We start from the raw sequence: 26,352 nt of genomic DNA, 5'->3' as shown, positions 1-26,352 counted from the left end.
GATTCACGTTTCTGTTTAACGTTGGTTTTGGTTAGGCGCTTGCTGGGGTTACAGCCCCGGCCTGCGCCGCTTTACAAAATGCCTTGCCCTGCTTGCCAGTTCCCGCGCTTTGGGCTTAATCTTTTGCATCGGTCATGCCTTCACTGCACCGGCGCGAAGCGCTTGCAACTCATCCATCAGTTCCTCATAGGTATTCACCGGCAACATGACGAATGCCGGCTTGTTATCGCGCATCACCACAAATTTGTCTTGTTCGCCATTCTGCAATCTATCGAAAATTGTTTTTGCGTTTCGCTGTATATCGGTCGCTGAAATCGCTTGGTCGGCGCGTTCGAGTAGCATAATAAGTCCTTTTTTGCTGTCAGTGAATTAATTATAATATGATAAAAGTCATATTATAATATGATTACACTCTCAACGCTTGAATACAAGAGTGCCGGCGCGAAGCGGCACTATCGGCGATCAGCCGACAGCTAACCTGACGGATTTGCCGACACGGGTCAGCATATCCACTAAGGCGTCAATCGTAAATTTGCTTACCTTGCGATTCACCACATCGGACACACGCGGCCGCGTAACGTGCAGGATCTCGGCCGCATCGTCTTGTTTCAGATGATTCTCCTTGATCCAGGCTGCCAACTCATCCATAAGCTGCTCTTTGAGTGCACGTGTGTCACTAATCCGCTTTTGCGATTCGACTTGGCAGCGCTCGGCCTCAGCCGGCGCAAAACCAAGCTCTGCAAACAGGTTCGTACCGGGCTTCGTGACGTGCCGGATTTTGGTGTCTATCTCGTTCATTTCTTTGCTTTCCTATCTCGCACCACGGCCCGATAACGGGCCTCGGCAATGTCCTTGTCGTGTTTCGATGTGGCTTCGGTCTTTTTCTGGAAGCAATGCAGGACGTAAATCGCTTCCTCGAATTTGGCTACATACATCACTCGGTAAATGCCGGACGCGTCCTTGATACGAATCTCGCGCGTGCCGGCCCCTGCATTAGAAAACGGCTTCCAGTCGTCGGGGTCTAGCCCCGCCTGCACTTTCCCCAACTGGAAACCAGCCTCGCGGCGCGGGTCATCGGGAAAGCTGAGAATGTCATCATAGGATGAGCCGATCCAACAAATTGCTTTTTCTTCTTCCATTGTATCAAATTTTATACACGAATCAATAACGCCCTAGCTTATCGGTTTACTGCGCGTTGAGCGAGTCGGCCGGGGCTGTAGTGGCCGCTGGGCTGGTTACAGGCGGGAGAAAGCCAGGGCGTGGCCATGCAGCTCGTCAATGAAGCCGTCGAGTGTGCCGCCTGCCAGATCCTCTAACAGTGCATAAGTGTAGGTCGCGTGCTCCAGCTCGCGCGCCTGGTGGTGGATTTCGCCTTGCATGGCATCGATCAGCGCCGCGCCGTTGGCCAGCGAAGCGGCCTGCCGTGCGTTATCGGCCTCTAGCGCGGTGATGCGACGGTACAGGCGCTCGTTTTCCTGCTGCAGCGCCAGCAGCTCGGTCGCCTGGTCGCCGGCGGCGGCCGTAGCTGATTCCAGCGCAGCGATACGCTGGTCGCGTGTCTCGATCGCGTCGATGAGCTTGGCCTGGTGGGCCAGATAGAAGTCGTTGGCGTGCACCAGCTCGACCAAATAATGGGCGCGGATCTTCTCGGTCTGCTGTTGCAAGTGCCGGTTGAAGTCGGCCATCAGCGCGTCGATGTGGGCGTCGTAGGCCTCGGCTAGCGTTTGGGTGCTGGCGTTGGTCTGCTGCAGCGTCTCGCGCGTTCTGGCCAGTGCCAGGGCTTGCATGCGGCTATATCGCTGCCAGTTGACGAGACTGTTTTCCAGGTCGCGGATCTCGCGGTTGGTCCGCTGCTGCGTTACCCAAACGCCGGCATAGTAATCCCCGCTGCTCATGAGTCAGCCGCCATCGCGCTAGCGGCCGCCGGTATGTGTCGGTACAGCGTGGCCACACTGACGCCGATCGAGGCCGCGACATCCTTAGGTGGCATCCCATCGGCCAGCAGCTTGCGTGCGGCCTCGGTCTTGCTTTCGGTCATTGAGGGCTTACGCCCGCCAGTGCGGCCGCGTTTCTTTGCCGCGGCCAGGCCAGCGCGGGTGCGTTCGATAATCAGCTCACGTTCCATTTGTGCCAGACTAGCCATGACGTGAAAAAAGAACCTGCCCGCAGGCGTGCTTGTGTCTATACCGTCGGTAAGACTGCGAAAGTTCACTCCCAGTTTTTCCAGCTCGGCAACAAAGTCGATCAGGTTCTTAACAGATCTTCCCAGCCGGTCGAGCTTCCACACCATCAGGGTGTCGCCGGCGCGAAGGTGCGAAAGTGCGCTGGCCAGCCCGAGCCGGTCTGCCTTGGCTCCACTCTGCTTGTCCTGGTAGATATGTTTCTTTTCACAGCCAGCGGCTGTGAGCGCGTCAAGCTGCAGGGCCAGCTCCTGATCTTGCCGTGACACTCGCGCGTAACCGATTAACATTGTTTAAATCCTTCGCAAAACTCGTTACCATCATTTTAAAATGAGAGATACAATTAAGAAAGGATTTTGAGAAATAAAAACAGCCCATTTCTGGGTTTTATTGGGCGAGCCTCACGCCTTATCGAAATCCACCGTTTATGAGAGACAAGACTGAATTTTGAAAGGCTGGGTCATGAGTACAACCTATGACAAAGATGTTGTTGCTTGGGCACAGGAGCAAGCCCGATTATTGCGTTCAGGCCAGTTTGCTGATTTGGACATTGAGCATATTGCAGATGAGATTGAGAGCGTAGGCAAAAGCGAACAACGTGAATTGGCGAGTAGGATGGCTGTTCTGCTCGCCCATTTGCTCAAGTGGGAATACCAACCGGATCGACGTTGTTCGAGTTGGGAGCGTGTCATCAAAGTGCAACGGGAGAGTATCGAACGCCGGATTCGCAAAACACCCAGTTTGAAGGAGTCGCTGTCTGATGTGGATTGGTGGGCAGATGCTTGGGGTGACGCCGTTGCGGCGGCATCGAAGGAAACAGGTATGGCGTACACGGATTTCCCGGAGGTTTGTCCATGGAATCAAGAGCAAGTCATGGTAGGGCCACGATAATGAACAAAGCGACAGAACGTAACAAGAGGAAAGCGGCTCGGCGACGCCGGGTGCGTCTGCGGGTGCGCCGGGACTACATTAAGCATTTAGTGGCCGATGAACGCGACGATGTGATTGATGGTTGGATCTCGGCCGTCCGTACCAATGGCGGCCGCCTGCCCGTCGGCATGGTGAATGATGCAGTGCTGGCTGCCCTCATCGAGCGTGCTGTACTGTTCCCGTTCAAGTTACTTGTGCGCGTGCAATATCTGCGCCTCTACACGGGGCACGGCTCCGCGCGGTCGTTGGGCTAGTAATTGTTTTTTCGATAAAACAGCCATTTTTATACAAACCGACAGCCTGTTATATGAAAGGGTGAGGATTCGGCGATTTTTAAGTGCCAATACGCCCCCATAAACATTCACCTTTCTAGCCCCACTGCAACGCACGCTATATCAAACGGTGGCAAATCGACTATTTTTAAGTGCAATACGCCCCATAAACATTCACTTTTCCTCTCAAAACATATTAAATTGCATTTTGATAGGAAAACGCAAACAGCTCTCGCCCGCTTTTCATTTCTGCCCCATAAACAGTCACCTTTCTAGCTACTGCAGCCCTTCTTGCTTGCTCCCCAAATATGCTTGTACGTCGGCGCAAGGATGTGGGAAAAAGTCTCGAATGTCCTGAAGTTGCCCGTTCAAATGGGTCGTTTGAAAATGTACCCAACTAACGAGACTGTGATAAATTTTATTTCCGAAACCACTTGCCTCAGTCCCGTACTGGATTTGCTGCCCACTTGGATCATCGCAGTTGGCTGGATCGCCCAAAGCATGGTAGGTGCGGCACATGATCGGACGCACCGGATAAATGCCACACTCGTTACCATCCTTGAGAAAAGGGCAGGATGTACGGTTTCCAGTCGTCAACTTCCCTTCGGCCGTGTGTGGAACGCCCGTCTTGACATAGATGTATTCCGCTTCAAAGGTTGTGATTTGCACGTCGAAATTGCAGCAATGAGAACATCCCTTGGCACATGTCGCAAACGATGAAATGAACGGCGCGAGAGTGTCCATATAACGGTATACAGCCTCTAATTTTTTAATGAGGTCGCTGGGGGCATTCAGGTACTCAAATAATTTAATAGTCATACGCGATAGTGAGCGGTACTGCCAGCTCAGCGAACCAAGCGCGCAGACGCGCGCTCAGCTCGGCACGCTTGATGATCACGCTGGGTGTCTCGTCCAACATGGGCCAGATATTCGATTGCACGAAAGCGCTGCATTTCGCCCGATCGAAATCTTGAATCTCTGCATAGAATTCATGGAGGCCATCCTCGGACGCCATGCCGATCGAAATCAGCTCGGTGTCGATAAAATCCGTAAATTCGGTATCGAGAAAGAGAAGCACGATTACATCCCCATTGCACGCCAATTGATTGTAGAGGCCGTGTAAGCCTCTAGGCGGTGCTTGCAAATCCACCAGGCCCGCCGTTCGTATTCGTTCGCCCAGCGGGCGATACGATGCATTGCGAGCTGGTCGGCATTGCTTACTTGGTCGGCCCGTGCCTTGATGATGGCGAGCGCCATTTGCTGTTTGCTGGCGAAGTGCTTAGAGCGGTTGCCGTTGGTGAATGCCATATCAAGCGCCTGATACAGTGCGCCCTCCCCGGCCAGAGCCAGATCGTCAAACGTACCCAAATCTACCGGACTGTCGTGGGTGGTGATGAGGTCATAAGCGGTTTCAGGCAGATCCAGATAAGCATAAGACAGTTGACGGCCGTCCACCACAGCACTATGCACCTGGGCGTAACGAGGGCCAAGCCCATGCAGCGTAAATAGCAGGTCGTCGAGCTGCACCCAATTACCGTGCCGGATTTGCGCGACTGCAGCAAGGCTATCAGGCGAATGCCAGCGATTCGTCATGATGCGCGCTCATTTTCTCAATTCCTCGTCGAGTTTGACATTCAGGGCGTCGATGAACTGGCGCGACTCCTGCGACACTGGCGGCAGCTTCGGGGTCTGTTTCACTTTTTTCGGCTCGGCAACAGGCTTGCGTTTTGCCTCGCGGGCCGACTTGGCGGCGGCCTTCTGTTTATGCGTCGGCTTCGCCGGTTCTTGCACTGCCGCCGGCTCTGGCTCTGGCACAGCCGTTGGCTTTGGTATTGGCGCCAATGCCGGTGCTGGTGTCGCTGCGACCGGTGCCGGGGTGCTAGCTGGCTGCTCCTGCTTTGATTGCGGCTCTACCTTCTTCTGGAAGGCAAAGACGTTACCAGCTACAGCGATGGCCAGTAGTGCGGTAATTAGACGGGTCATGATTTTTTAGTCTCGCGGGTCGTGCGAACGCTAACGCGCGGGTGCGTATCGTCCGTTTCGATGTTGATGGTGATAGCGCTCATCTTCTCGGCCGGCATTCCTGCCTTGATCGAGCGCACCAGGTAATCATGATCAATGCGCGGGGCAAATACCGTGATGGTCATAGGTTCCGATTGTTTGGCGGCAAACCGGCCGACTTTACCGAGTGCCACGGTCAGCCCCTGGTCGCGCGCCGTAATGCCGTCTGCCGGCAGCGGGGTATCGAGCGATGCCCCACGCCCGGACAGGCGAGCAAAAGTCTGCTGGGCTTTACCACCGAGTTGCGACAGTTCGGGTGGCATGTTGGCGCAGCCGGCAATGATGCCGGCTAACGCCGTGATGATGAGTCGTTTCACGGTGTTATCCCCTTAATTACTTTGCTGCGCGAGAGCTACGTCGATTTTCAAGTCCTTGGTATTCGGTTGTACGAATCCCTGGACACGCACGGGGTTGTGCTTCTTGGTCTTAGCCAGCTCGCCGGCAAACCATTTCTCAACCCGGCCTAGATCTTCTGCATTACGAGCGATGATGTCCACTTTCAACGGATCTGGACTGACGGCAACCGCGTTGGCTATGGCAAGTACGTTCATGCGCGCCAGCAACATAGCACCTGTGTCTGTTGGGTAGCTGAGAGCGTGTGAGCCGCGTGCAGCAATGGCAGATGTGTTCTGAATCTGCTCGGTCGGTGCAACGTCGGTCGCGTGGGCTACGCCCACAAACAGCAGGACAAGAATAATGGCAGAAAACTTTTGTTTGTTCATAATAACTCCCTATGGTGTAATAAAAGTAAGTGCATTAAGTGCATTTCCATCATTTAAAAATGCGGCAATGGATTCCGCACCCAGCCTTTCGGCCGGCCGTATTATTTATTTAAGTTCTATATTTAGACGATCAAGGCCCTGGTCAATTAGCTCTAGGATCAGGGTATTGATCGAGACTTGGCGGCCTCGGGTATTTTGTAAGGAGCCGGCCATTTTTGTCACTCTCGCGTGAAGCTCCGGCGGCATACGCAACGTAACGTATTTGATGCCGGATGCTTTCGCGTTTACATCGTCTTGGGGTGGCTTAGTCGTCATTTATATAGTCTTCGGGTTCGGTCATACTGGCCGGCGATGGGGCCAGTAAATTTTCAAAAAATGAGAGGTCGGTCGTGTTATCTACTGGCACTGGCGACGACGCAACAGCGGCCGCCTGCACAATAACAGGCTTACGCTGGGCTGCCCTCAAGCCTTTAGGTGATTTTTCAGCTTTGATCGCGTCTAGCTCTTGCTCACGATTCATTGCCTCTTGCACCATCATGTCGATGATCTCGGATCGTGGTGGATTCGGATTGGCCTTCACCTTCATTTCAAGACTTTCATGCACGCGCACGGCAGCATGGTTGTCTTGGCTGGGCTGTTCGCGCATAGCTATTACCTCGCGTGCGCCGTTTTCTGTTCCAGCTCGGCCTTATTGCCCAGCGCCTCGGTGCGCTGCTGCTGTCGCACGGACTCAATCTGATTTTCTCGGGTGTTCGCTTCCACAACCTGTTCTTTCAGCCAGGCGCTGGGTTCGACACCGTTGTGGCGCTGCGCGGACGCTTCACGGCGTTGCATTGCGCGATCGAGCGCCGGATTTTCCGACTGGCCTTGCTCGGCTTGCTGAGACTGCTCTTTTGCCGAATCGAACTGGTGATGTGATTCCCTCCCAATTTTGACGGAGGCCAGAGAATCTAGGTGTGGGTCACGCTGCTGGATCTGGCTTTGTGCTGTGTTATGTTTTTCCTTATTCAACCCCAACTGCAACTGCACCTCCTTTGGCACCATACCGTTTTTTTGGTCGTGCTGATGGAGTTGATTCGCTACCAAAGCTGCTTGCTCTTTGTGGTGATCAGCATTCTTTTTGGCCTCGCTGATCGACTTATCGGGGTAGCTGAGTTGGCGCTGTAGCTCCGCAACCTGGTTCCACGATTCCGCATGGTGATTGTGGAACTCGGTCGATTTCTGCAGCTCCATCCGCTCACGCTGTTCCGGAGCAGTCTTTGGATCAGTGATTTTGTCCGCGAGTTGCTGTTGGCGCTCGCGGAAAGCTCGTTCTTGAGTCAGCGCATGGTCGCCTGCGGTCGCTTCTGGGCCACCGACAACGGGAGCATTGTCACGGTGGGCGATAAAGCCGCTGGCCTTGTAAGCTTCCAGAGCCTGCTTGCCGGTTTTGATCTGCTCGGGCGTGCCGGTGGTGGCCAGTGGCTCGCGCGGAGCCGGGGGAAGGTCATTGCCCGCCGGCATGAGCTGATTCTGTCCGTGCGTCTCTTTCTTGGCCAACAGCCATTCTTGATAACGGGCGTGCTGCGCCTGCTGGGCCTGTTTGGTCAGCACGTCGCGCACTTGATGCTGCTCTTGCACCAAGTTGTCGGACACATCGCGCTGTTCGGCCAAGGCCTCGTGCGCCTGGTCAGCGTTACGCTGCAGCTCGTCGTTGCCAGTGCCAGCCATATTCGAGTCGGTCATGTTGTTTCTCCGTGGGAGGTACGAAAACGATCACGCCAGCACGTTGCTTTTCGATTATCCAACCATCATCTGGCAGACCAGCGAGTACTTCGAGCTGACAAAGAAAATCGACCATCTTATGCAGCCGCTCTATGATTCGGCGGTGCGTGATGATCTGCGGCAACGGTGAGTCGCCCGGGAACCGAAGATGATGCAGAGCATAGCGCCCTTCCATCGTTTCACCGATCAAGTTGATATAGTCACAGGCCAAGCTCGCAAGCTGGCGCGCTTCGTCTTCGTAGTAATCGAAATCGACGCCACACACGCACTGATGATCAATCCACGGGCTATATGTCATAACTCCATCAACTCTAGTGACTTCACAGACTTCATTATAACGCACTATGCAGTGAGTGCAATGACTTCATAAACAACAAAAACCAGGGCGAGACATTGCTGCCCGCCCTGCTTCTTATGGCCGCATGGATGGCCGGTGTTCCTCCTGCTCTTCATGCTGCTGTTGCTTGGCTTGGTGCTCCTGGGCATGCTGCACGTTCCAGTCAGCGATGTCTTTGATGCCAACCGGAGGGCGCATTTCCTCGACGCCCTCCGCTTTACCCCGGATCTGGATGATGGTATCCCGCTGCCTATCGTGGGCTTCCTGGGTATCTGCTTGTTTTTCAGAATCAATCTGACCGTCGGCTTTCATCTCATTGTCGTACCACGGCCGGACATGATCGGCGTTCTTAATAAGATCGCAAAGCTCCGAGTTATTCTGCCATTTCAAGGTTCGCGCGCCGCCAGTGATAATAGCGGTTGGAGGCTCCTTTCCTTCCCGTTTATACAGGTCACGCAAAGCCAGCGCATCGAAGCCGCCTTCAACGAAATGTACGTCTTTATCGTTGCCGCGCAGGATAGGCGGGAAAGTTTTGTCTGTGCTGGCGTAGCACATTTTAGTAGTCATCTCGTCGCCGATTTTCTCGGCCTTGATGAAGCGCGTTTCGGCGCTCCGGATCTTGCCTTCCTTATCGTGGCCAATGAACACGAGTCCGCGATGGTCGGCCTTGATGACGTTCTGCTCGCCTGCCTCGCGCAGCGTATCGTCGGAAATACCCCGACTTAGAGCGTATTGGTAAGCGTTCGCCCGTTGCTGCTTCGTTGCCTCATGGAGCTTGATTGCTGTGGCCACTGGATTGGGGCGAGCGCCCTTCTCCTGGGCCTTCCTCGTAGAGGCTGCAACCGTGGTCGGCTGACCGTAAGCAGTTGCCGACAACTGGATGCCGCTCAACTCTTCGACAGCCTGCCGATGCGTGATACCGATGTGCATTTGCGCGTAAGCGATCGCGTCCATGTACTCACGGTCGCCGTGGCTGCTATGTACCATCCAATTGCCATGCTGCGATTTGAAGATCCGATCTGTGTCGCCGCTACCGTGCGAGAATTTCCAGCTTGTGGTGCCATTCTTCTCGATCTTGATGCCACGATCAAGCAACCATGCTGGCAGATCAGCATCCTTGGCACGTTGCAAAGCTTCTTCGTAGCGGCGATTCTCTTCGTGTCTCTGTTGCTCGACTGATGACGTTTTACCGGGGCTGACGGTGGGTTGATCCATTAGTTTCTCCTTCTGCTTGGGTTGCTGAGTACGAGCGGCTTTGGTCTGCTCGATGGTGGCCCGCTTCTCGACTTCGAGTTGATGGCGGTATTCATTCAACAGTGGATTGGTAAACTCGACTTTCAGCCCGGCATCGACGGATACCTCGACAATTCTGCGCTGAAAATCCTCGTCGCCTCGTGCCTGGATTTTCGGGCCGAATTTCTGCAGCGCCAGGCGTAAGCCAGTTTCCAAAACTTCGCGGTCGTTGTCGTCCAATATCTTGACGGCGCGCGGCTCATCGCGCAATACGTCACGGCCGTTAAACTGATAGGTGACATCGCCGTTGAGGGCCACGCGGTGGGTGATTTTCTCGCCCTGGGCAATCGGATCTTCTCCCCGCCTGTGTTGTTCGGTTTCTGGCGCCGCTCCGGCTGTGAATTGCTTGGCCTGGTCGTCACGCTGCAGCGGCTCGATACGCTGCCGGCGCAGCTCGGCCAGCGCCAGCTCATCGCCTGCCTGAGCCCGCTGTTGCAGAAACACACGGAACAGCTCGCTTGCCTTCATGGTGTAAGTGGTTTTTAGCGCCAGGCGCTCGGCCTTAATCTGTTCTGATAGCGCTTTGTCGGCCTGCACCTTGTCCATGCGTGCGATCGACACGGAAGCGCGGCGCTCTGCGTGTTTATTCCCAGCGGCCGCGTTGATGCGTGCCTTTTCTTTCTGGAAGATCTGTCTGCTCTCGCTGAGACGGGCTAGTTCGCTAGTTTTCTGCTGCTCCCATGCCTGGGATTTATGCGCGACGTGTTCAACTTTCCATCCTTGGAAGTCCTGCCATAGAGCGCTGTGCTTGGGTTCCTTCCGGATCTCATGGGTTGGCTCATGGGCGAGCTGGGCCGCGTAGCACTCGCGCAAGATCGGCGCAGCCTCGGCCCATGGCAATCTCCGCTCAATGGTGAGGAAGTCAGAGACGTTGAGGTTCCGGTTACCGCATTTGATGCGGTCGCTGCCATCGTTGCCCTTGTTGACCTCGTACTTCTCCGGGATGACGCCGTGCGTCTTGGACAGATAGGCTAGTAACCAGCGTGCATCTAGGTTCCGCTTGATTTCCTGAAACTCTGAGAGTACTTCTGTTTGCTGCCTAATTTTCTCGGTTTGGGCCTCGGCCTGGTATTGGCCGATCACGTTATCGGCCGGTCGCTCTACTCGATCATCGGGCCATCGCATAGCACCAGCTTGTTCTGCTCGGCTGTGCTCCACGTGGTCGCGTACATCACCCTGCAATAGCATTTCACTTCTGTCGGCGAGGCGTACCACATCGAGTTCGGACAAGTTCCGCACACGACCTCGGGCGAAGGGCGGCGGTTCTCGTCCAATTGACTTAGCGTTATTCCGATTTTGCTCATGATCCAATCCTTTATGTTTGTTGTAGAAACGAGCCTCACGGCTAGCGAGAATCGTCAGCTTTTCATCACGCTTTGCTGCTTTATATTCACCGTAAGCCTTAGTGTTCCCGCTATTGAGATACTTGATTTCGTTAGCGCGGATTTCGTGCCACTCTCGCAATTTTTCGGTGATGTACTGAGGATCTTTTTTTGCAGTTTCGGCAATGATGTATTCAGCTTGGTATTTGGCGTTGAATAATCGTTCTTTTTTGGCGGTCGACAACTCGATAAATTCGCGTTTGAATGCGTTATCGTCTAACCGTATAAAGTCTTTTGCGCCTGGTACGCGGACTTTAAAGCAACCCTTATTCCTACCACCCATGACCTCAACAGTTCCAAAAGTAGAAACCAATTTTTTGAAGTCGTCGTAAGTTTCTATTTTTTGTGCAATGACAGCAGCGTGGATAGATTTGCGAAATACACGCTCCTGCGTCTTAAACATATCGCCCTTGTATCGCGATAACATATCAGCCGCATTCGTGAATTTAAAACGCGGATGGTCTTTTGGGCTAGCCAGTCCATATTTATTATTAATGTGCTCTTGAAAAGCATCAATGAAATCTATTTGCTGCTTAACAGAACCAAATAGACCGAGTTTATTACCTCGCGGCTTCTTTTCATTTATGGTAATAAGATTTACATTAGGAACGACGATATGAAGATGTGGTTTTCTCTCAAATGGCTTCCTAGTTTTATTATTAGGAAGGCTTGCAATTTTCGGAATATGCGCTTCTGCGTAAAAGCTATATTCATCGGAACCAAAAGCGGCGAAAGCAAAAATCTTGAAATCCTCAACGATATTAAGCAATACGTCGTCAGGAATATAATCTTCCTTAAATCCAATAGTAATGTGCTGATAACGTTCTGATGCCGGATCTAATATCTGAATGGTCTGATTAGTTGCATCATAATTACCAGCCAAAATCACACGATGATCCAATTGATCACGAGTAAAATACCGGCCTTCTTTCAGGCCGTCTTCAAGATACTTCATGATTCCGTCACTACCGCCGGTAATTTTAATCAGTGCCATTGACGGCCGCCTTCATCAGATAGGAAATTTGTTGAAGTTCCTGCAGAATGCCAAAATAGATACCCTCACGAACGAACCCAGCCTTATTGACCGAGTTAGCTGTCGCAGCGAGTTGGTTAAGGTTATTCGATGACTTATTGACCAGGAACACTAGCCGAGTTTTGTCGATACTGGGCTTCGACTTGGCAATGACGGTCGTCTGGTTGGTTAACACGTATCGACGGAAAAACTCGGATTGAGTCAATCCGCTAGCCTCAAACTTCGCTTTATACGCGGCGTGATCGGCCTCCGTCAGCCGAAAAGCCACCGTCTTTTTCAGCCCACCATCTACACTTTTAGGCCTCGCCATACACACCTCCTGTTGCCGATTTGATAGTTCTGTTGCCGCGTAGCGCGCACCTGGCGGCCGCGCAGCGCCGCTGGGGATTCAAAGGGGGCACCCCCTTTGGCACGGGATATTTTGCAAAACGCGTAGCGTTATTGCAAACATATCCGTCGTGCCTATGATAACGACAATAAATGTACTACGACAACAAAAACTAAGCAAGACAACTAAAAAACCACATAGAGGCAACTATATAGAAACAATAAAGCAACAAATAAGCGACATTGACAGCAAAATTCTGTTGACAGGTAACAAATTGACATACAGAATGGGAATAGATGGGCAACATTCATAATAATTTTGATAAAAGGAGGTTATTCGGTGACTGATGAAACCATCAAGTCGGCGCTACTATCCTTGACTGCGAAAACCACAACGGGCCAATTGCGCGAGATGCTGCCGTTGATCGAAACGAAGTTGGCAGCGGGAGTAAAGCACGAGGAGATATTGGAAGTGTTAAACGCTCACGGTCTGAATCTCACTCTGGGTTCATACAAAACGATGCTTTACAGGATCAGGCAACGGTCAAAACCGGACACTATCCCCCCTGCCCCAGTACAAGGCTCGAAGTTTGAAAAAGTTGATAAAGTAGTAAGTCAACAAAAGTCTCAGGTGCCAGTTGAGCGGGTAGAAGCAGTTGCAGGAAAGACGCGAACAGAAACCGTCTTAGGTAGCGAACCTCAAGAGTTTTCTTTTAAACAAATGCAAAAAAAGGATCAAAAATGAAAATCGTTATCTGCTCACTTGGCGGTAGTGTTGGGAAAACAACGGTTACGGCGCACATGCTCTGCCCGAGAATGCCCAAGGCTCGCGTGATAGCTGTTGATACAGCGAATATTACGGTGAAGCATTTCGGCATTGAAGCCGATGAATACAGTGGTGAAGAATTCACCAAACTGTATAAACAGCTAGTGCGCATGAATGACGCGATTATTGATGTTGGCGGCTCTAAAGAAGGCAAAGAGTTTTTGGCCGGAATGGATTGGATGGAAGGCCACGACGAAATCGACGCTTTTATTATTCCCGCAATGTCAGATGATAAAGACCAAAAAGCCGCGTTTAAAACAATTGAATTATTAATGGCGCAAGGCGTTTCCAAAGAAAAAATCAAAGTTATCTTTAACGGTGTTGCAAAAAACACGGTTGATGAATTCGATTACTTGCTCGGCGCATTAACCGTGCATCAAATTCCATTTTCTATTGAAACAACGATTTTCAAACATGCGTTATTCGACATTCTGAGCGTGCAGAAGCGCAGTTTAGAATCAATCTTGAACGACAAAACAAACTATAAGCAACTCGTTCAAAAATCTGAGGACGATTCCCAACTTGGCAAACTGATGGATTTGATGATCGCTCAAAAATCAGCTCCGAAAGTTAACGAAAACCTCGATACAGTGTTCGCTGCGCTCTTTCCGGTAAAGAAAGTGGAATCCGAAACGAAACGCGTTTCGGCGAAAGCATAAATCATGGACGCCAAAGCAAAAATGGAAGCGATGGGCGACGCGCGGACGAGAATCGAGATCCTTTATAAAATTATAGTTGGGGAAATTGACGGGCTGGTCGATCGAATTGAGGAAATGGATAGCAGAATCCCAGTCCTTGGGGAATCGATCAGCAGTCAAGCCACTCGCTTGGAAACTGTACTTGGCGAGCTGCAGCAAAACCTAGCCAGGTACGGCGCGAAAATCGATGTAATCAACAAAGAGAGCATTGAGCGTCTGCGTGTTGACGCCCAGGAGGAAATGACGAAGTACGCCGATAAGCTCTCTGAAGATCTAATCAAGGAAGTTGGCGATGTGGCTGAAGACATTGCAGCAACTGTGGAGCTACTTAAAAACGCATCTGGCAAGAGCGTCACAAGTTTGAACAATGCGATTATTGACTTCGGGAAAAAAATCAAGGCGTCAAATCCAGACTGGAGCGCGAAGCGCAAAGATTTTGCGTGGATTGGCGCAATGGCCGGGCTGGTTGGGGGCATTGTTGCGGCCGTAATCACTTCTGTTGTGCTCATAATGGCCAAACCGACGTCACCAGCCGCGCCGGTGACGCAAGGGCAATATCAACGGTCACAATAACCATTCCGTAAAGCAACAAAGTCTTAATACAGCATGATATGCTGTATGTGCATTCACTTCATTAACTTCAATCAGGGAGATTTGTTATGGAACAATGGCGAAAACTCGTGACGCCTGGCCATGTATGGGCAGCACGCCTCAACACGTTCACGTGGATTGGTGCCATGGTGCTCGGGCTGTTTGCATTGTCATTGGTACGGGACATTCACGGCAATACAACGGGGCTGGTCAAGCAGCTCGCGCAAGTAACACAGGAACCGCCGACCTGGTGGGAGCGATTCACCGCCTCACCCTGGAGCACTCTTAAAGGTGTGGCGTCCGGTGATGCACAGGCGGGGGAAAAGCCTCGCCCACGCCTCGCGGCCGACATGGCCATGATGATTATGCCTATGCCCCAATTACCACTGACGACCGAAAAACTGACCAAACCGACGGATCTCAAGATTTACATTGACGACAATGTAAAAGTCCTAAACGCAACCGGCAAGCTGTCGGGTGACTATCCCGTCTGTGACAAGCTCGACGACGTGCGCAAACCTTGGGTGAACAGTACGACCGGTCAGCCGGACATTCCGCGTTGCCTGGTTTCTGATTCGGGCGACACAATTTGGATGGCCTCGATCATCGGTGACGGTGGAACGTACAGCGTTACAGCTACACCGTGGCTGGCCGTGTTCCACAAGGGCAGTACCGGCAAATGGGTTTTCTATAACACCGACGGCATCGTACTGGCCTCGCGCGCCAAACTGCCGGGTTACAAAACCATCAATTTCGACATGATCCCGTACCAGGTAGCGCGCGATTTTCCATACCTGGTGGATAAGGAGAACAAGCATGAATAATCTACTCGATAGCGGCGGCTTCACTGGCGGCATCGGACTCGCATCGATTCTTGGCGCTGCACTGATGGTATTCCTTTTTTTACGCCTGACAGGTGTAGTCCAAGCAGGCCAATCGGTGTATCAAATCGGGCTTATCTTGCGCTTTGCTGCCGAAGCACCCGTGCGGCTCGCGATCAAGCCTTTGCTGTGGACGCTGTTCAAGATCCCATCCGGCAAGCGCATTGCTGATTTTTTATGGTTAAAGCTGACGGATGAGTCCCTAGATCGCTTCTTCGATCGCCGATTCCGCAACAGCGACGATGCTCTATTGCGTGGCGATATCGAGACAGTTGCGCGTGAACGTTACCCAGAAGCGAAATACCCGCACCTGTGGATGAGTGACATTCCAGAGGATCTGAAAAGGCCATTAGTCATCGACGGCCGCTTGCCAAATGGTGCGTCGCCGGCGTCGCTGGCGCCGGTTTTTATTGATACCGTGCTAGTAGGTCAGTCATATCGCAGAGCGGTGCTGGCGGCTGTATTTTGGGCCTTCGTGGGCTTTTTGGCATGGCATCCACAAACCTATCTTGGCAAAACACTCAAATCGGCCGTAGAGAAGGGAGAGGCGCGACAAAATGAGTCGATGGCAGCCCAGCGATCATCAGCCCGCGCGAATCCGGAAAACTTAGCATACCTGACGATGGGCGTGCAGCTTCGGCAGGACACATGGGACATGGACACGCTCAATGCCAAGGTGCGCGAGCAGGCGTCAACCCAACAGAAAATTATGGAGAACCGCCGTGATTCCATCATTGGCAGCGCACCAAATGGCACGATTACGGCGCTGCTGTTTGGCATTTTGGTGTTCCTCGGAACGTGGCGCGGTCTTGTGCGCGAAGCGGCCCAGCAGAAAATTGAACCATTGCGCCGGCAAAACAAGGAAGCGATTATCCATTGGAAGTATCGCCTCCCAGAGCGCGACATCCAGTATCGCGCTTACATGGCTCAGCTCAAAGTTTTGCACGAATTCGACAAAACTCCGCTAATCGACATTGGAGCCGCATCAGGTCTATTCCGCTTCCGTGGTCAACTCTCCGCTCCGGAGAAGGGGCAACCGATGCGTATGTCTCTCGGCGATCTAATGCAACACCTACTACTGCTCGGCGGGACGGGTGAGGGTAAAACACGCTCAATTATCTTACCGATCGTGAACCAGCTCCTGGCACTCCGCGCCGAAGCGAAGCAGGCCGGCCAGCCACGTCAAATTTCGTTCTATGCGACTGACGGCAAGGCAGTTCTATGGCGCGATATTAAGGAAGTCGCCGAAAAGGCCGGGCAAGGTGCCGATGTGCGCGTTATCGGTTGTAACGACGCCGCCGGCGAGTTCGGTGTTGATCTGCTGGAGGGCGTCGATCCGCAACTCCTCGCCGACATCATCCGATCGGTGATGCGGCAAACCAAAGGCGGGGAGGGTGGTGATTCTTCGTTCTGGCCTGACATGGCAAGCGATCTTCTGCGCAACTGCGCGGTCATCGCTCGTGCATGGGAATGCACCGATGACGGCGTGACACTAATCGGCAAGACCGGCGAACGGCTCTACAGCTTGGTGATGCTCTATCAAATGGCCCTCGATGACGAACTGCAGGAGCGCGCCGTCCGTGCTGTATTAGCCGCTCTCACCGATCCGGCTCAATGGCCGTATGTTGCCGAGTACGCCGGCGCGGAGCTGATGGATTCCATCCGCTACGTGCGCGGCCAATGGGTCAGGCTGGCCGATGCAACCAAGACCGGCATTACAGCGAACGTAACTAACGTGATGGCCCCGTTTGCCTCCAATGTGAAGCTGCGTACGTCCTTCGCCAGTGGCCGCAGTCAACGACTGATGAAGATCACCGACGTTTGGGGTTCGATTTCCTTGGTTAACGTGTCAAACCTGGAATATGGCGTTGCTGGTCGCATCGTCAATGTGATGCTGAAGACACTGCTCTACACCGAGGCGCGCAAGCGCGAGATGGCGAATCCAACGATCGGGCTGTCCGAAAAATTGCTGTTCATCGCTGACGAATTCCAGGATCTAATCACCGCCGATGTGGCGGGGATGTCCGATTCAAATTTCTGGAATGTGGCCCGCTCAACCGGCACGATCGGGTTCACCAGTTCGCAGGGTATGGCCAGCCTGGAGCAAGCCGTCGGCCGTATTGCGGCGGAAAACTTCGCCCTGCAAATGCGCAGCAAAATATTCCTGCGGGTGGAAGATCCCGCGACGATGGAATATGCCAAAAAACTCGCAGGTAAGACATTGCGCAGCTACACATTTGAGAGCAACCGCTACGAGTCGTTTGAGGCGTTGATAAGGGAAACCGGCGTCAATCCGCTGGAAACAGGGCCGGCACGTATCGTCGAGCTACCGAACAACTACGTCGCTGCGCTCGCGGCCGGCTGGTTCCAAGTTCACAAAGCCAGTTTGCCGATTTCGTTCGACACCTGGCGCGCGGCGGTGGACGTGGATTTGCGTTTCGTCCCAACGGGTTCGCTGGCCCATGCATCGAGCGAAGAGGCTTCGCTTTCTGCCAAGCAGGCTGCTTTCTGGCGGCAGGAAGACAAGACGCTGGCCTACATGAGCGAAGGCAACCACGAGGCCGAAGTGCTGCGCGATGAAGATATTATCAGTATGGGTCGTGCGCACGCCTATGTCTATCTCCAGCGAGCCGGCGCAACTCGGCAGGATCTCGCTGAAATAGGTTGAGTAATAAATGCATTAAAACGGCCGGGATTTTCCCTGCCGTTTTTAATGCCGGCGGGGTAGGGCGGATGCTTCGATATGACTTTCGTTTGACTATCAATTGTTATTATTGCGTATTATTTGTTATTTAAAATCAATGACTTACGTTTAAATTTAACTTGTATTTCTCAAAATAAACTCTCATACTTTGACTTATGCGAAAGGTAATTTTTGGCATCATCAAAAGCCGGCCTATCGCAAATACAATCATTTTTTTGAAAGAGCAAACATGAAAAAATTACTTTTAGTGGCGGCATGTGCGATCGGTTTTACCAGCACAATCACTTACGCTCAAGCTACTGAGTCCGGAGTTTTTGATGTACTCAAAGCCACTCATTATTCGGGGCTCCCCGTTGTTCCTGGTTTGCAAATCGTGTCGCCGCAATTTCTTCGTAATTCAGTCCTCAACGCGGACAAATTTAGCCCTGTCTTGGTCCAAGTCGATATTACCGTGATGGAAAATACTGACTGCACGGCACAGAGTACTGACGATAGTCGATTCGCAAAAATGCTGTCTGACGTAACCGAGGGCGATAAATTAAAAGCTGTTGCTTTCATCACGACGAACACCGGGTGTTTTCCTGAATTTGCAGCAGCAAAAAAGGCCTTGAAACTCGGTTATAAAAATATTCTTTTTACAAATTACTCGTATCCGGGAAACGCTGGTGGAATCAATACCCTGGCTAAACCGACGTTGGTTTATAACTTGTAAACCAAATTAGCGCATACAGATTGAACCGCAGCAGGAACGCCCACGGCTCACGCCCTGGGCGTTTTTTCTTGCCAGAGCTGATTCACCCGCCTTGACTGGTGACTTCCTGGTGGACGGTCGGGTAGATAAAGATGCGCTAAAACGGTCGGGTGAATCCCGGCCATTTTCTTTTGCAGGCGGGGAAGAACAGGCTAGTTAATATGACTTTCGTTTGAACATAAATTGTTATTATTTCGTATTATTTGTTATTTAAAATCAATTACTTACGTTGAAATTTCACTTGTTTTTTTCAAGAATAAAACGCATAATTTACTTATGCGAATGGTTTATGAGAAAGGTCTTTTTTAACATCAAAATACCGACCTATCGCGGATTCATCCCTTAACCAAAGTCCTTCAATTGTGGGAGTTAAAAATAATGCGAAAACTCAATCCATCCCTAGCCTGGGCCGGCCAAACAGCAGCCGGTTATGCAACACTTTTTTTTAGTGCATGGCTCCCGTTTGGCCTGCATCGAGTAGTGATGCGCCGCGCGGGTGGGTGGCTATTCCCGGCACTGTTTCTGCTAGGTGCGCTCGGCGCAGCGGGCTTCATATACCTGTCGCACTCGCCGCTGTGGGCGCTGCTTGTGGCCCCCTACATGCTGATACTGACAGGTGATGTTCTCTCGCTGTGGTCATGGAGCTGGCCGTTCGAGTGGACGCCGGCCGACAAGCTGCGTGAGTTGAATGCGCGTTACAGCCTGTCCTTGCGCCTGTCGGTGGGTGTGGTGCTTGCCGTGTTGCTGTGGCTGGGGGTGCATCATGGCTGAGAAAAAAGATAAAAAATCAGAATCGCCGTTCACGCGCGAAGCCAAAAGCTACGCGAAAACCGCCATCACGTTTGGCATATCCGATTTTGGCGAAACCGGTCAGCGCATCAAAAATATCGCTGCCAACTTACGAGCAAAGAAAGCGGCTCAGCGCGTCGAAACATTCAGCGAAGCGGTGGAGCGGCACCAACTAACAGAAAAAGGGATTCACGATCGGGCGGCACAAGTGAAAGCAACATCGGATTTAATTGGCCTGATAGCGGTGCTGGCCTTTGTCTTGTTGTTGGCCGCCGTTTATCTCGACTGGTCGTTTAGCATCGTGACACTGTTGTGTCTGGGCGCAGTCTGGGCGATCTGCCAAACACTGGTTTGGCGCTTCCGATATGACCAGATCCGCGCCCGCGAATTGTTTGGGTTCACCGATTGGCTACTCGGTCGCCGCACCGGAGAATTCAAATGAAAATCCTTCGTCTTCTACTCTGCCTGGTGGCGCTGCTGCCGGCATGGGCATTCGCCGATAGCAATGGTGTCAGCATGAATCAGTTCTCCCCGCCTGCCGGCGATGCGTCGGTTGGATTCCTGCGCGAAGCTTTCGGCAGCGTCGTGTCAATAATTTCGACGACTGGATCACCAGCAGGTACTAATACTGACACCGTGACGGCGGCCGGTTTCAAGATTTTTAACAGCGCAGTGCTGTTCCTGTCCATGCTATTCATGCTGTACACCACCATCAAGGGCACGGTGGACTCAGCACACGACGGCGAAATTCTCGGTAAGAAGATGTCTTCGATCTGGGTGCCGTTGCGATCAGTCGGCGGTACCGCATTCCTGCTCCCGCTCGGGAACGGTTTTTCGTTAATTCAAATCGGGGTGCTCTGGATTGCAATACAAGGGGCAGGCATGGGTGATGCGGTCTGGACGGCGATGATGGAAAAGCTAACGCAGGACAACATGATCGGTCGCCCGAATGTGCCTGATTCTCGGCCATTGGCGGCCAACATCCTGCGGTATGAAGTCTGCATGGCGGCGATGAACAAGCAGTTTCAGGATTCAGGCCGCGCCGATCGTATTCAAGTGTCCGAGACACAAAAAATTATCTTCAACACGGGCGAAATTGCCGGCGTAGGTACCGCTGCCGTACCTGTGCTGGGCGTGTTCGCACTGGCGTCGTCGATCAATAATTTACGGTACACGGTCAGCGAATATCAATGGTCAGCTACAGGAAACACCTACCAAAACGCGAACGTCTGCGGGGCACTGCACTGGACACAGAGTGAAGAATCAAGCGAGAGCAATGGCAACACAAAAGTAGACAAGGGGCCGATTCTGGCTGCACACAGCCAATCGGTGAAATCCATGATCGCCAGCTTGCGCCCGGTCGCCGAGCAAATCGTTGCTGGTAGCAAACCGGCTCCTGGTGCGGTTGACCAGGCTGCGTTTGCTTATGAGAACGCGCTGCGAGCTGGTGCGCAGACTGCCGTGCAGCAAAGCAACGATCGCGCGAAAACCGAGTTCATTCAGCTCGCGCAAGACGGTGGCTGGCTCTACGCTGGCACATACTACAATCAGATTGTGCGACTCAATGACGCTATGCAATCGGCAATTAACGCAATACCAACATCGGAACCAATCAGCATTGAGGACAAGGAGGCGAGGGAGACTTTACTGACGTATCAGGACGCGCTCTCTGTCGCTGACGAATACATAAAAAACCGTGCAAACTCTCCAAAATCAGCCTACGAACAAGAATGGAAATCGGCCTACAAAGATCCCGACGGGTCTGTGAAAGCCCCGAGGTCATGGGAAGACGTCAAAAAACTCTTGTCGCTGCCGGCGCTGGGTGCAATTCACCAAATGACGCAAGAAATTGGTGGTTCAAACCTAAGCCACATTAGCCAAATGAAGGCCGTGGGTGACACGATTACTGGAGCAGCATGGGGCATTGCCGGAACCATGTTTGTGGCCACAGGGTTCGCCAATTCTAACGGTATGAAACTTACCGTCGGTAACGTGTTCGACGTTGGTGCGGCGCTGTCGTCTATGTCCGGCATGGTCAGCACAATATTTAGCCTCTTGTTCATGGCTGGCCTTATCCTAGCTTTCTACGTTCCGATGATTCCGTACATCGCCTGGATCGTGGCGTGTATCAAATGGTTAGTTATGGTGGTTGAAAACGTCGTTGCGGCACCGATATTTGCTGCTGCGCATGTTCACCCAGACGGTGACGATGCAGTCGGGAAAGCTGGGCCGGGGTACATGATTATCCTGTCAACATTTTTGCGGCCGTGCCTGATGGTATTCGGTTTGATTTTCTCGATCACACTGGCTCAGCCGATCACCCACTTGGTCAATGCCACTTATATGATGGCGGTTGCTGGCTCAATGCACGATTCTTTCAACGGTCTGGGTGCGTTCGTTGCCTACTCGGTGCTTTACGCTTTCATCATGTCGATCGTCGTGCATGCTGTTTTTGGACTAATCAACTACATCCCTGACAATGTGCTGCGTTGGCTCGGCAACGCGGTCGGCGCAAATGGCATCGGCGATCAGGAAGGACATGAGGTTAAGCAGGTGTTTGCTGGTGTGGCGCGGCAAAGCTCTGGCAGTTTTGGTGGCGGTGGCGGAGGCGGTGGAAAAAGCGGCGCCAAACCGAACGGCCCTGGTGGTGGAACTGGTGGAACTGAAAAGGAGTCCCCGTCGAACAAGGAGCTGTTAGGAGGTTAACCGGATAGTCATCCTACATGCAGCAAAAAAGGCCTAGAACATCTAGGCTTTTTTGCTGAAGAGGCCGGATTTGGCATCGTGCGTATAGCCTCGATCTCCGTAGGCTTTAGTACGAGCCTCTTCAAACCGCTTCGCGGCCAAATCGTCACGCAATAGTGGATGATTCGGGTCCAGATCGGAAAGAGCTTTCCGCAAGGCGCGGACGTAATCAACCGCCACTTTCCGTTCAACATGCTCGTTGAGTTCAGCACGTTGCGCGTCGTTGAGCTTCGCCTCCAGCTTGTTGGAGTGGTCTTGCCAAGCGTTGTTATCGTTGGCACGCGCCGATCGCTCGCGCCTAGCGCCTTGCTGTTCGCCGTACTGAATATCACTCCAAGTCATAGCGTTTCTCCTTTGTTATGTCGATTAATTATGACACGCTGTTCAGCCTCAATCAGGCCTTTTCCCCTCCTTTTTCTTTACCAGTGCTAGCGACTTTCGTCGGCTTTTTAAGGTCAGCCGGCTTGAATGTCGCGAGCAATGCCGCATTCTGACTGATCGTGGCTTCGAGCTGGCCGCGCAGACTGGCGGAGGTTTCTCGGGCGACGGCGGTTTCCTCTCCAGCCTTCTTGGCATCGGCTCGCACTTCCTTCACTTGCCGGCGAGCATCCTCTAGTTCTCTAGCTGCGGCGTCCAGGCCGGCCTGTTGGGCCTGCACTTGAATCTTGGCGCTGGTAAGTTCCTGCACGGCCTGGTTGCCTTGCTTTTCTGCTTTCGTTGCTCGCTCTGTCATTGCTTCCAGCTTTGCCGTCAGCACGGCAGCTTGTTGCTCGGCAGCATCAGCCTTGTCCTTCACATCAGCAAGTGCAGCATCGAAGCGTTTGCGCTCTGCATCCAGTTCGGCGGCGGTGGCATGGGTCGCTTCCTGGGAGATATTTAAGGCGGCTTTCAGGTCGTCGGCCCGTTTTTCGATTTCCACAACTCGGGCTTCCGCTGTGCTGGCACGTTCTGCCATTGCTGCAAGGGCGGTCTGCACCTGGTCAAGTTTGGCGGCGGCTTCCTGGGCAGCGGCTGTAGCGGCTTTATCGAGCGCTTCCAGCGCTTCAGTTGCTGTGGACAGCTCAAGGGCTTGGCCCTCAAATGCCGTGGATAGTTCGTTACGCAACACATCGGCTTCGACGCGTTCGGCATCCCATGCGGCCTGCACATTTTTCAGGCTCTCGTTGGCGATTTCCTGCGCCTCATGCCACATAGACGCCAGTGCTGCAGCACTGGCTTGCTGGACGCGTTCTGGCACGGCCTGAGCTACCGGCTCAGCGGTCGCGGTTTGCATACGTCGCCACTCCTTCATCACTGCGCTGGCGTCGTTCATGTTGGTTTTTGAGATACGGCGAACGGCGTCAACGACCGGGAAGCTTACACGGCCAGAATCATTGAAAAGTTGGTCGGCTGCTGCGGTGATGCGGTCGCGTGTTTCTTGATTGATCTGCATTTTCATTCCCCTGGTTATATCCGGCTACTCAACCGATAAGAAATTATAACATAATAATAATAATAATAATAATAATAATATTATTATTATTATTATTATTATTATTATTATTTTCAACAAGGTAACAAATATTTGTACTGAACAACAGAGAAAACAGAACACAAAAACTTGCAATATGATGATAATCATATTATAATATGATTACAGTATGCAAAAGCGTGCTGCTTTTTAAGAAAAGGGGAACACGATGAAAACCACAGCTTTACTCCTGACATTCGCGCTGGCCAGCGTATCCGCATCCGCTATGGCCAATGTCGCACTTGAAGCAGCAAAGCAGAGTCCCAGCGCGCAGAAATGTCGAGCGGCCGGAGAGGAGGCTAAGAGAAATCCAAGTCCCTGTGTTGGTAACGATAGGGCATGTGCGATGAGAGTTCAACAAGAGATGAACGTGATGCTGCAGGCTTGCATCCGGGCGCTTGAAGAGCTGAATCCATTGCTCAATCCGGCGCTCTTACTAGATTAATTCAACGGTAAACATAGCGGCCGACAGTGGAGTGGTAGCCCCGCCGTCGGCCTAACACAACACAAACTATTAGGAGTTTATGTCATGTCTAAACCAATTTTATCCGATGTGCTGCTCGATGATTTGCTGACCGAAGCCGACCCCGAGTTGGAGCACAAGCCGGAAGTTTTCACCAGAGCGTTGCGAGCACTGCTGCGGCCGCTGCTCAACCAGGTGGTTAAGTCGTGCTGCACACCAGCGGATCTCCCGGCGGTAGTGGCTAAGATGCGGCACAAGGCGAGTGTCACAACAACAACGGAACAAGCCTTCGCGCTATTCGTGCAGGCTATCGCCGATACAGGCGAACTTGCTGTTGCTTAAAATGCGCGAGGTTAAACGCGCCCTAGCGCGTTTTCCTTAACCGGGCACAGCAGCAAGGTCAGTCGCACGATCAAAACGCGTCTACGAGCGTTTTGATGCCCCTAGCCGTGCTTTTCATTAACATTCCTCATCCCTACCCCTGTGCTTGCTAAACTGGTTTTGCGAAACGTCGATTAACGGTGCGGGGGCGATTTGAGTCTCATCGGCGCTTGCGCCGATTGTGCGAGCGCAGCGAAGACACAACCGCATGGTGAGATGCCCCAACGGGGCACCCCTGCGTTATATGGCGAGCGACGGCGCCGACCGGCGGCGCGTAGCCACGGCTAGACTGTCAATCAATCCGAGTTTGAGTTTTCCTTGTGCGCCGCGCAGCGGTGCAGTCTGGATTTGCTCTTGGTGTTGCTGTTGTAAAAGGTGTTGGTGTTTTCTTGGGGTACTGATTTTTGGTGTGGTGTACCCCGTCGTTTTGACTTTGTGGCGAAGTTATCCACAGATCGAAATTCAACTACTTGATAAAGACATACAAGCAAAGATACTAGGGGATTCACGTACCTCGCCGGAAAGCTATAGCTGGCGCGGGTTGCTACCGATTACACATACCTTTTTTGCTACCAATTACACATTTTCAGGCTACCGATTACACATGAACAACTTTTGAAAACAAGCCGCAAAGCCTTATGTTTCCTAGCTTTTTGGCCTTGCTACCGATTACACATGGAAAAGCTTAGTTATCCCCGAAAAAAAAGCCCATTAAATGGGCTTTGATTGATGTAAGGAGTGTTTTAGAACGCCTTGCTCGGGGTGTCCAGTTTGGAAAGCTTTGCCCCTTTCGTGTGGACAATATGCAAACGGCAAGGTGTCATTTTTAAGTGCTCTCCGGTGTCGTCTAAGTTGCCCTTTGCCTCTGGATAAAACAAAAGCACCTCTTTAAGGCGTGTCTTAAATTTGATTTTGAAGTTACTTAATCCTTTTATATCGTCCGCATAGCCGTTGCCAAACTGCTCTTTAAGTCCAATCCACGGTATTAGTGCCTGGCTGTGACCAGATACCCGCAAAACAAATATGCGATAAATAAGCCAGGTGTAAATATCCATTGCAAGCGGCGACTTACTTAACGCATGGTATACGCGCAAATCTATTGGGATAGGCCGGATTGCAACTGCTTTATAAAAATCATCGGTCAGGGTCAGTGTTGACTCCCAAAGGCTTTGCTGCTCTGGATTTTTATCGCTCCAAAAAACGAAACCGCGTGAGGTTATTTTTATATCTTCATAAGCCATTGCGTTAGTGGTCGCGTCGTGACTATCAATACTGATAACCGCCCTAGCTAGTGCAAGAGATTGTTTTTTCAGTCGTGCCAAGTCGCGTCCGTTGTAGTGCATTTCCAGTTTGCGGGAGAAATCGGCGGCGCTACGCCCAAGCTCAAGAATAGGGCTTTTTGTCCTTACCGCTTCGGTGCTCATCCAGGCCAATACAATGCGCGGGATGGTGCCGAACGGTACGCCGTATGATTTATGGCCGCGCACTGCCAGCGACAATTTGCCACTGGTGCGCTCGTAATACAGTGTCTTGGGGTCGGTATGAGGCAATGTGACTTGGGCCAATGTCCGCGCCATGAAGCCGAGCGCTCCAGCTGATCGCGCTTCTTCCTGTTCGATTTGCAACGCTTCATCAATCAAATTGCGTTGACGTGGGGTCAGTTCCATATGGATACTGCTTTCACCTGTAGAGGTACTATCTGTTTTAGCCAT

The 26,352-nt window shown here is 52.2% G+C and carries 32 protein-coding genes; 13 read left to right on the top strand and 19 right to left on the bottom strand.

Features of this window, described 5'->3' with window-relative positions:
- Positions 1 to 132: 132 nt before the first annotated feature.
- The 5 genes from FKCLFG_RS16990 to FKCLFG_RS16970 all read right to left on the bottom strand — a co-directional run bounded on the left by FKCLFG_RS16990 (position 133) and on the right by FKCLFG_RS16970 (position 2,470).
- The gene (locus FKCLFG_RS16990; protein WP_472615925.1) at positions 133 to 342 is read right to left on the bottom strand and encodes a type II toxin-antitoxin system Phd/YefM family antitoxin; all 210 of its coding nucleotides are present in this window, start codon (positions 340 to 342) and stop codon (positions 133 to 135) included.
- A 120-nt stretch (positions 343 to 462) separates the two neighbouring features.
- Positions 463 to 798 carry a helix-turn-helix domain-containing protein gene (locus FKCLFG_RS16985; protein ID WP_472615924.1) on the bottom strand — a complete coding sequence of 112 codons (336 nt, stop codon included), beginning with the start codon at positions 796 to 798 and terminating at the stop codon, positions 463 to 465.
- On the bottom strand, positions 795 to 1,139 hold the full coding sequence (locus tag FKCLFG_RS16980) for a type II toxin-antitoxin system RelE/ParE family toxin (protein ID WP_472615923.1): 345 nt from the start codon (positions 1,137 to 1,139) through the stop codon (positions 795 to 797). The genes FKCLFG_RS16985 and FKCLFG_RS16980 overlap by 4 nt, the downstream gene beginning before the upstream one ends.
- A 96-nt stretch (positions 1,140 to 1,235) precedes the next feature.
- Positions 1,236 to 1,895: a hypothetical protein gene (locus tag FKCLFG_RS16975; protein ID WP_472615922.1), complete on the bottom strand. Its 660-nt coding sequence runs from the start codon at positions 1,893 to 1,895 to the stop codon at positions 1,236 to 1,238.
- Positions 1,892 to 2,470 carry a recombinase family protein gene (locus tag FKCLFG_RS16970; RefSeq protein WP_472615921.1) on the bottom strand — a complete coding sequence of 193 codons (579 nt, stop codon included), beginning with the start codon at positions 2,468 to 2,470 and terminating at the stop codon, positions 1,892 to 1,894. Before FKCLFG_RS16970 ends, FKCLFG_RS16975 begins: the two co-directional genes overlap by 4 nt.
- Positions 2,471 to 2,642: 172 nt before the next feature.
- On the opposite strand from FKCLFG_RS16970, the gene FKCLFG_RS16965 reads away from it, so the two are divergent.
- Entirely contained in the window at positions 2,643 to 3,071 is a 429-nt protein-coding gene (locus FKCLFG_RS16965; RefSeq protein WP_472615920.1) for a DUF29 domain-containing protein, read from the top strand.
- The gene (locus tag FKCLFG_RS16960) at positions 3,071 to 3,364 is read left to right on the top strand and encodes a hypothetical protein (protein WP_472615919.1); all 294 of its coding nucleotides are present in this window, start codon (positions 3,071 to 3,073) and stop codon (positions 3,362 to 3,364) included. Before FKCLFG_RS16965 ends, FKCLFG_RS16960 begins: the two co-directional genes overlap by 1 nt.
- 294 nt (positions 3,365 to 3,658) lie before the next feature.
- On the opposite strand, the gene FKCLFG_RS16955 is transcribed toward FKCLFG_RS16960, so the two are convergent.
- The 11 genes from FKCLFG_RS16955 to FKCLFG_RS16905 form a co-directional block, all read right to left on the bottom strand.
- Entirely contained in the window at positions 3,659 to 4,201 is a 543-nt protein-coding gene (locus FKCLFG_RS16955; protein ID WP_472615918.1) for a YkgJ family cysteine cluster protein, read from the bottom strand.
- Positions 4,191 to 4,460, bottom strand: coding sequence for a hypothetical protein (locus FKCLFG_RS16950; protein WP_472615917.1), 270 nt, complete (start codon positions 4,458 to 4,460; stop codon positions 4,191 to 4,193). Before FKCLFG_RS16950 ends, FKCLFG_RS16955 begins: the two co-directional genes overlap by 11 nt.
- A 2-nt stretch (positions 4,461 to 4,462) precedes the next feature.
- The gene (locus FKCLFG_RS16945) at positions 4,463 to 4,975 is read right to left on the bottom strand and encodes a hypothetical protein (RefSeq protein WP_472615916.1); all 513 of its coding nucleotides are present in this window, start codon (positions 4,973 to 4,975) and stop codon (positions 4,463 to 4,465) included.
- Between the two features lie 9 nt (positions 4,976 to 4,984).
- A complete protein-coding gene (locus FKCLFG_RS16940) occupies positions 4,985 to 5,365 on the bottom strand; it encodes a hypothetical protein (RefSeq protein WP_472615915.1) in 381 nt (126 codons plus the stop codon).
- Entirely contained in the window at positions 5,362 to 5,760 is a 399-nt protein-coding gene (locus tag FKCLFG_RS16935) for a hypothetical protein (protein WP_472615914.1), read from the bottom strand. Before FKCLFG_RS16935 ends, FKCLFG_RS16940 begins: the two co-directional genes overlap by 4 nt.
- Before the next feature lie 12 nt (positions 5,761 to 5,772).
- On the bottom strand, positions 5,773 to 6,165 hold the full coding sequence (locus FKCLFG_RS16930) for a hypothetical protein (RefSeq protein ID WP_472615913.1): 393 nt from the start codon (positions 6,163 to 6,165) through the stop codon (positions 5,773 to 5,775).
- Positions 6,166 to 6,469: 304 nt separating this feature from the next.
- Complete coding sequence (locus FKCLFG_RS16925; protein WP_472615912.1) at positions 6,470 to 6,811, bottom strand: hypothetical protein; 342 nt, start codon at positions 6,809 to 6,811, stop codon at positions 6,470 to 6,472.
- A gap of 5 nt (positions 6,812 to 6,816) precedes the next feature.
- Positions 6,817 to 7,890, bottom strand: a complete 1,074-nt coding sequence (locus tag FKCLFG_RS16920; protein ID WP_472615911.1) for a hypothetical protein — start codon at positions 7,888 to 7,890, stop codon at positions 6,817 to 6,819.
- Positions 7,841 to 8,227, bottom strand: a complete 387-nt coding sequence (locus tag FKCLFG_RS16915; RefSeq protein ID WP_472615910.1) for a hypothetical protein — start codon at positions 8,225 to 8,227, stop codon at positions 7,841 to 7,843. The genes FKCLFG_RS16920 and FKCLFG_RS16915 overlap by 50 nt, the downstream gene beginning before the upstream one ends.
- Before the next feature lie 114 nt (positions 8,228 to 8,341).
- Complete coding sequence (locus FKCLFG_RS16910) at positions 8,342 to 11,935, bottom strand: LPD7 domain-containing protein (protein WP_472615909.1); 3,594 nt, start codon at positions 11,933 to 11,935, stop codon at positions 8,342 to 8,344.
- Complete coding sequence (locus FKCLFG_RS16905) at positions 11,922 to 12,284, bottom strand: plasmid mobilization protein (RefSeq protein ID WP_472615908.1); 363 nt, start codon at positions 12,282 to 12,284, stop codon at positions 11,922 to 11,924. Before FKCLFG_RS16905 ends, FKCLFG_RS16910 begins: the two co-directional genes overlap by 14 nt.
- A 357-nt stretch (positions 12,285 to 12,641) precedes the next feature.
- Here FKCLFG_RS16905 and FKCLFG_RS16900 point away from each other — a divergent pair, with 357 nt between their 5' ends.
- From FKCLFG_RS16900 to FKCLFG_RS16860, 9 genes are all read left to right on the top strand, one after another.
- Positions 12,642 to 13,046, top strand: coding sequence for a hypothetical protein (locus FKCLFG_RS16900; RefSeq protein ID WP_472615907.1), 405 nt, complete (start codon positions 12,642 to 12,644; stop codon positions 13,044 to 13,046).
- Positions 13,043 to 13,786 (top strand): hypothetical protein, encoded by a 744-nt coding sequence (locus FKCLFG_RS16895; RefSeq protein WP_472615938.1) that lies wholly within the window; start codon positions 13,043 to 13,045, stop codon positions 13,784 to 13,786. Before FKCLFG_RS16900 ends, FKCLFG_RS16895 begins: the two co-directional genes overlap by 4 nt.
- Positions 13,787 to 13,789: 3 nt before the next feature.
- Positions 13,790 to 14,398 (top strand): hypothetical protein, encoded by a 609-nt coding sequence (locus FKCLFG_RS16890; protein ID WP_472615937.1) that lies wholly within the window; start codon positions 13,790 to 13,792, stop codon positions 14,396 to 14,398.
- Between the two features lie 86 nt (positions 14,399 to 14,484).
- Positions 14,485 to 15,240 (top strand): hypothetical protein, encoded by a 756-nt coding sequence (locus FKCLFG_RS16885; RefSeq protein WP_472615936.1) that lies wholly within the window; start codon positions 14,485 to 14,487, stop codon positions 15,238 to 15,240.
- The gene (locus FKCLFG_RS16880; protein WP_472615935.1) at positions 15,233 to 17,965 is read left to right on the top strand and encodes a TraM recognition domain-containing protein; all 2,733 of its coding nucleotides are present in this window, start codon (positions 15,233 to 15,235) and stop codon (positions 17,963 to 17,965) included. Before FKCLFG_RS16885 ends, FKCLFG_RS16880 begins: the two co-directional genes overlap by 8 nt.
- A gap of 265 nt (positions 17,966 to 18,230) precedes the next feature.
- A complete protein-coding gene (locus FKCLFG_RS16875; protein WP_472615934.1) occupies positions 18,231 to 18,713 on the top strand; it encodes a hypothetical protein in 483 nt (160 codons plus the stop codon).
- A 417-nt stretch (positions 18,714 to 19,130) separates the two neighbouring features.
- Complete coding sequence (locus FKCLFG_RS16870; RefSeq protein WP_472615933.1) at positions 19,131 to 19,523, top strand: hypothetical protein; 393 nt, start codon at positions 19,131 to 19,133, stop codon at positions 19,521 to 19,523.
- Complete coding sequence (locus FKCLFG_RS16865; RefSeq protein WP_472615932.1) at positions 19,516 to 19,983, top strand: hypothetical protein; 468 nt, start codon at positions 19,516 to 19,518, stop codon at positions 19,981 to 19,983. Before FKCLFG_RS16870 ends, FKCLFG_RS16865 begins: the two co-directional genes overlap by 8 nt.
- The gene (locus FKCLFG_RS16860) at positions 19,980 to 22,247 is read left to right on the top strand and encodes a DotA/TraY family protein (protein WP_472615931.1); all 2,268 of its coding nucleotides are present in this window, start codon (positions 19,980 to 19,982) and stop codon (positions 22,245 to 22,247) included. The genes FKCLFG_RS16865 and FKCLFG_RS16860 overlap by 4 nt, the downstream gene beginning before the upstream one ends.
- A gap of 42 nt (positions 22,248 to 22,289) precedes the next feature.
- Here the strand turns inward: FKCLFG_RS16860 and FKCLFG_RS16855 are convergent, their stop codons facing one another.
- Both FKCLFG_RS16855 and FKCLFG_RS16850 read right to left on the bottom strand, forming a co-directional pair.
- Positions 22,290 to 22,628 (bottom strand): hypothetical protein, encoded by a 339-nt coding sequence (locus tag FKCLFG_RS16855; RefSeq protein WP_472615930.1) that lies wholly within the window; start codon positions 22,626 to 22,628, stop codon positions 22,290 to 22,292.
- A 52-nt stretch (positions 22,629 to 22,680) separates the two neighbouring features.
- Complete coding sequence (locus tag FKCLFG_RS16850) at positions 22,681 to 23,718, bottom strand: DNA-binding protein (RefSeq protein WP_472615929.1); 1,038 nt, start codon at positions 23,716 to 23,718, stop codon at positions 22,681 to 22,683.
- Between the two features lie 247 nt (positions 23,719 to 23,965).
- Here FKCLFG_RS16850 and FKCLFG_RS16845 point away from each other — a divergent pair, with 247 nt between their 5' ends.
- The gene (locus tag FKCLFG_RS16845; protein ID WP_472615928.1) at positions 23,966 to 24,241 is read left to right on the top strand and encodes a hypothetical protein; all 276 of its coding nucleotides are present in this window, start codon (positions 23,966 to 23,968) and stop codon (positions 24,239 to 24,241) included.
- Between the two features lie 84 nt (positions 24,242 to 24,325).
- Positions 24,326 to 24,601, top strand: a complete 276-nt coding sequence (locus FKCLFG_RS16840) for a hypothetical protein (protein ID WP_472615927.1) — start codon at positions 24,326 to 24,328, stop codon at positions 24,599 to 24,601.
- Positions 24,602 to 25,383: 782 nt separating this feature from the next.
- On the opposite strand, the gene FKCLFG_RS16835 is transcribed toward FKCLFG_RS16840, so the two are convergent.
- Positions 25,384 to 26,352 (bottom strand): replication protein RepA, encoded by a 969-nt coding sequence (locus FKCLFG_RS16835; protein ID WP_472615926.1) that lies wholly within the window; start codon positions 26,350 to 26,352, stop codon positions 25,384 to 25,386.

It is taken from the genome of Gelidimonas denitrificans (assembly GCF_055694065.1).
The sequence above is the reverse complement of the archived record's forward strand: the minus strand, read 5'-3'. Positions and strand labels throughout refer to the sequence as shown.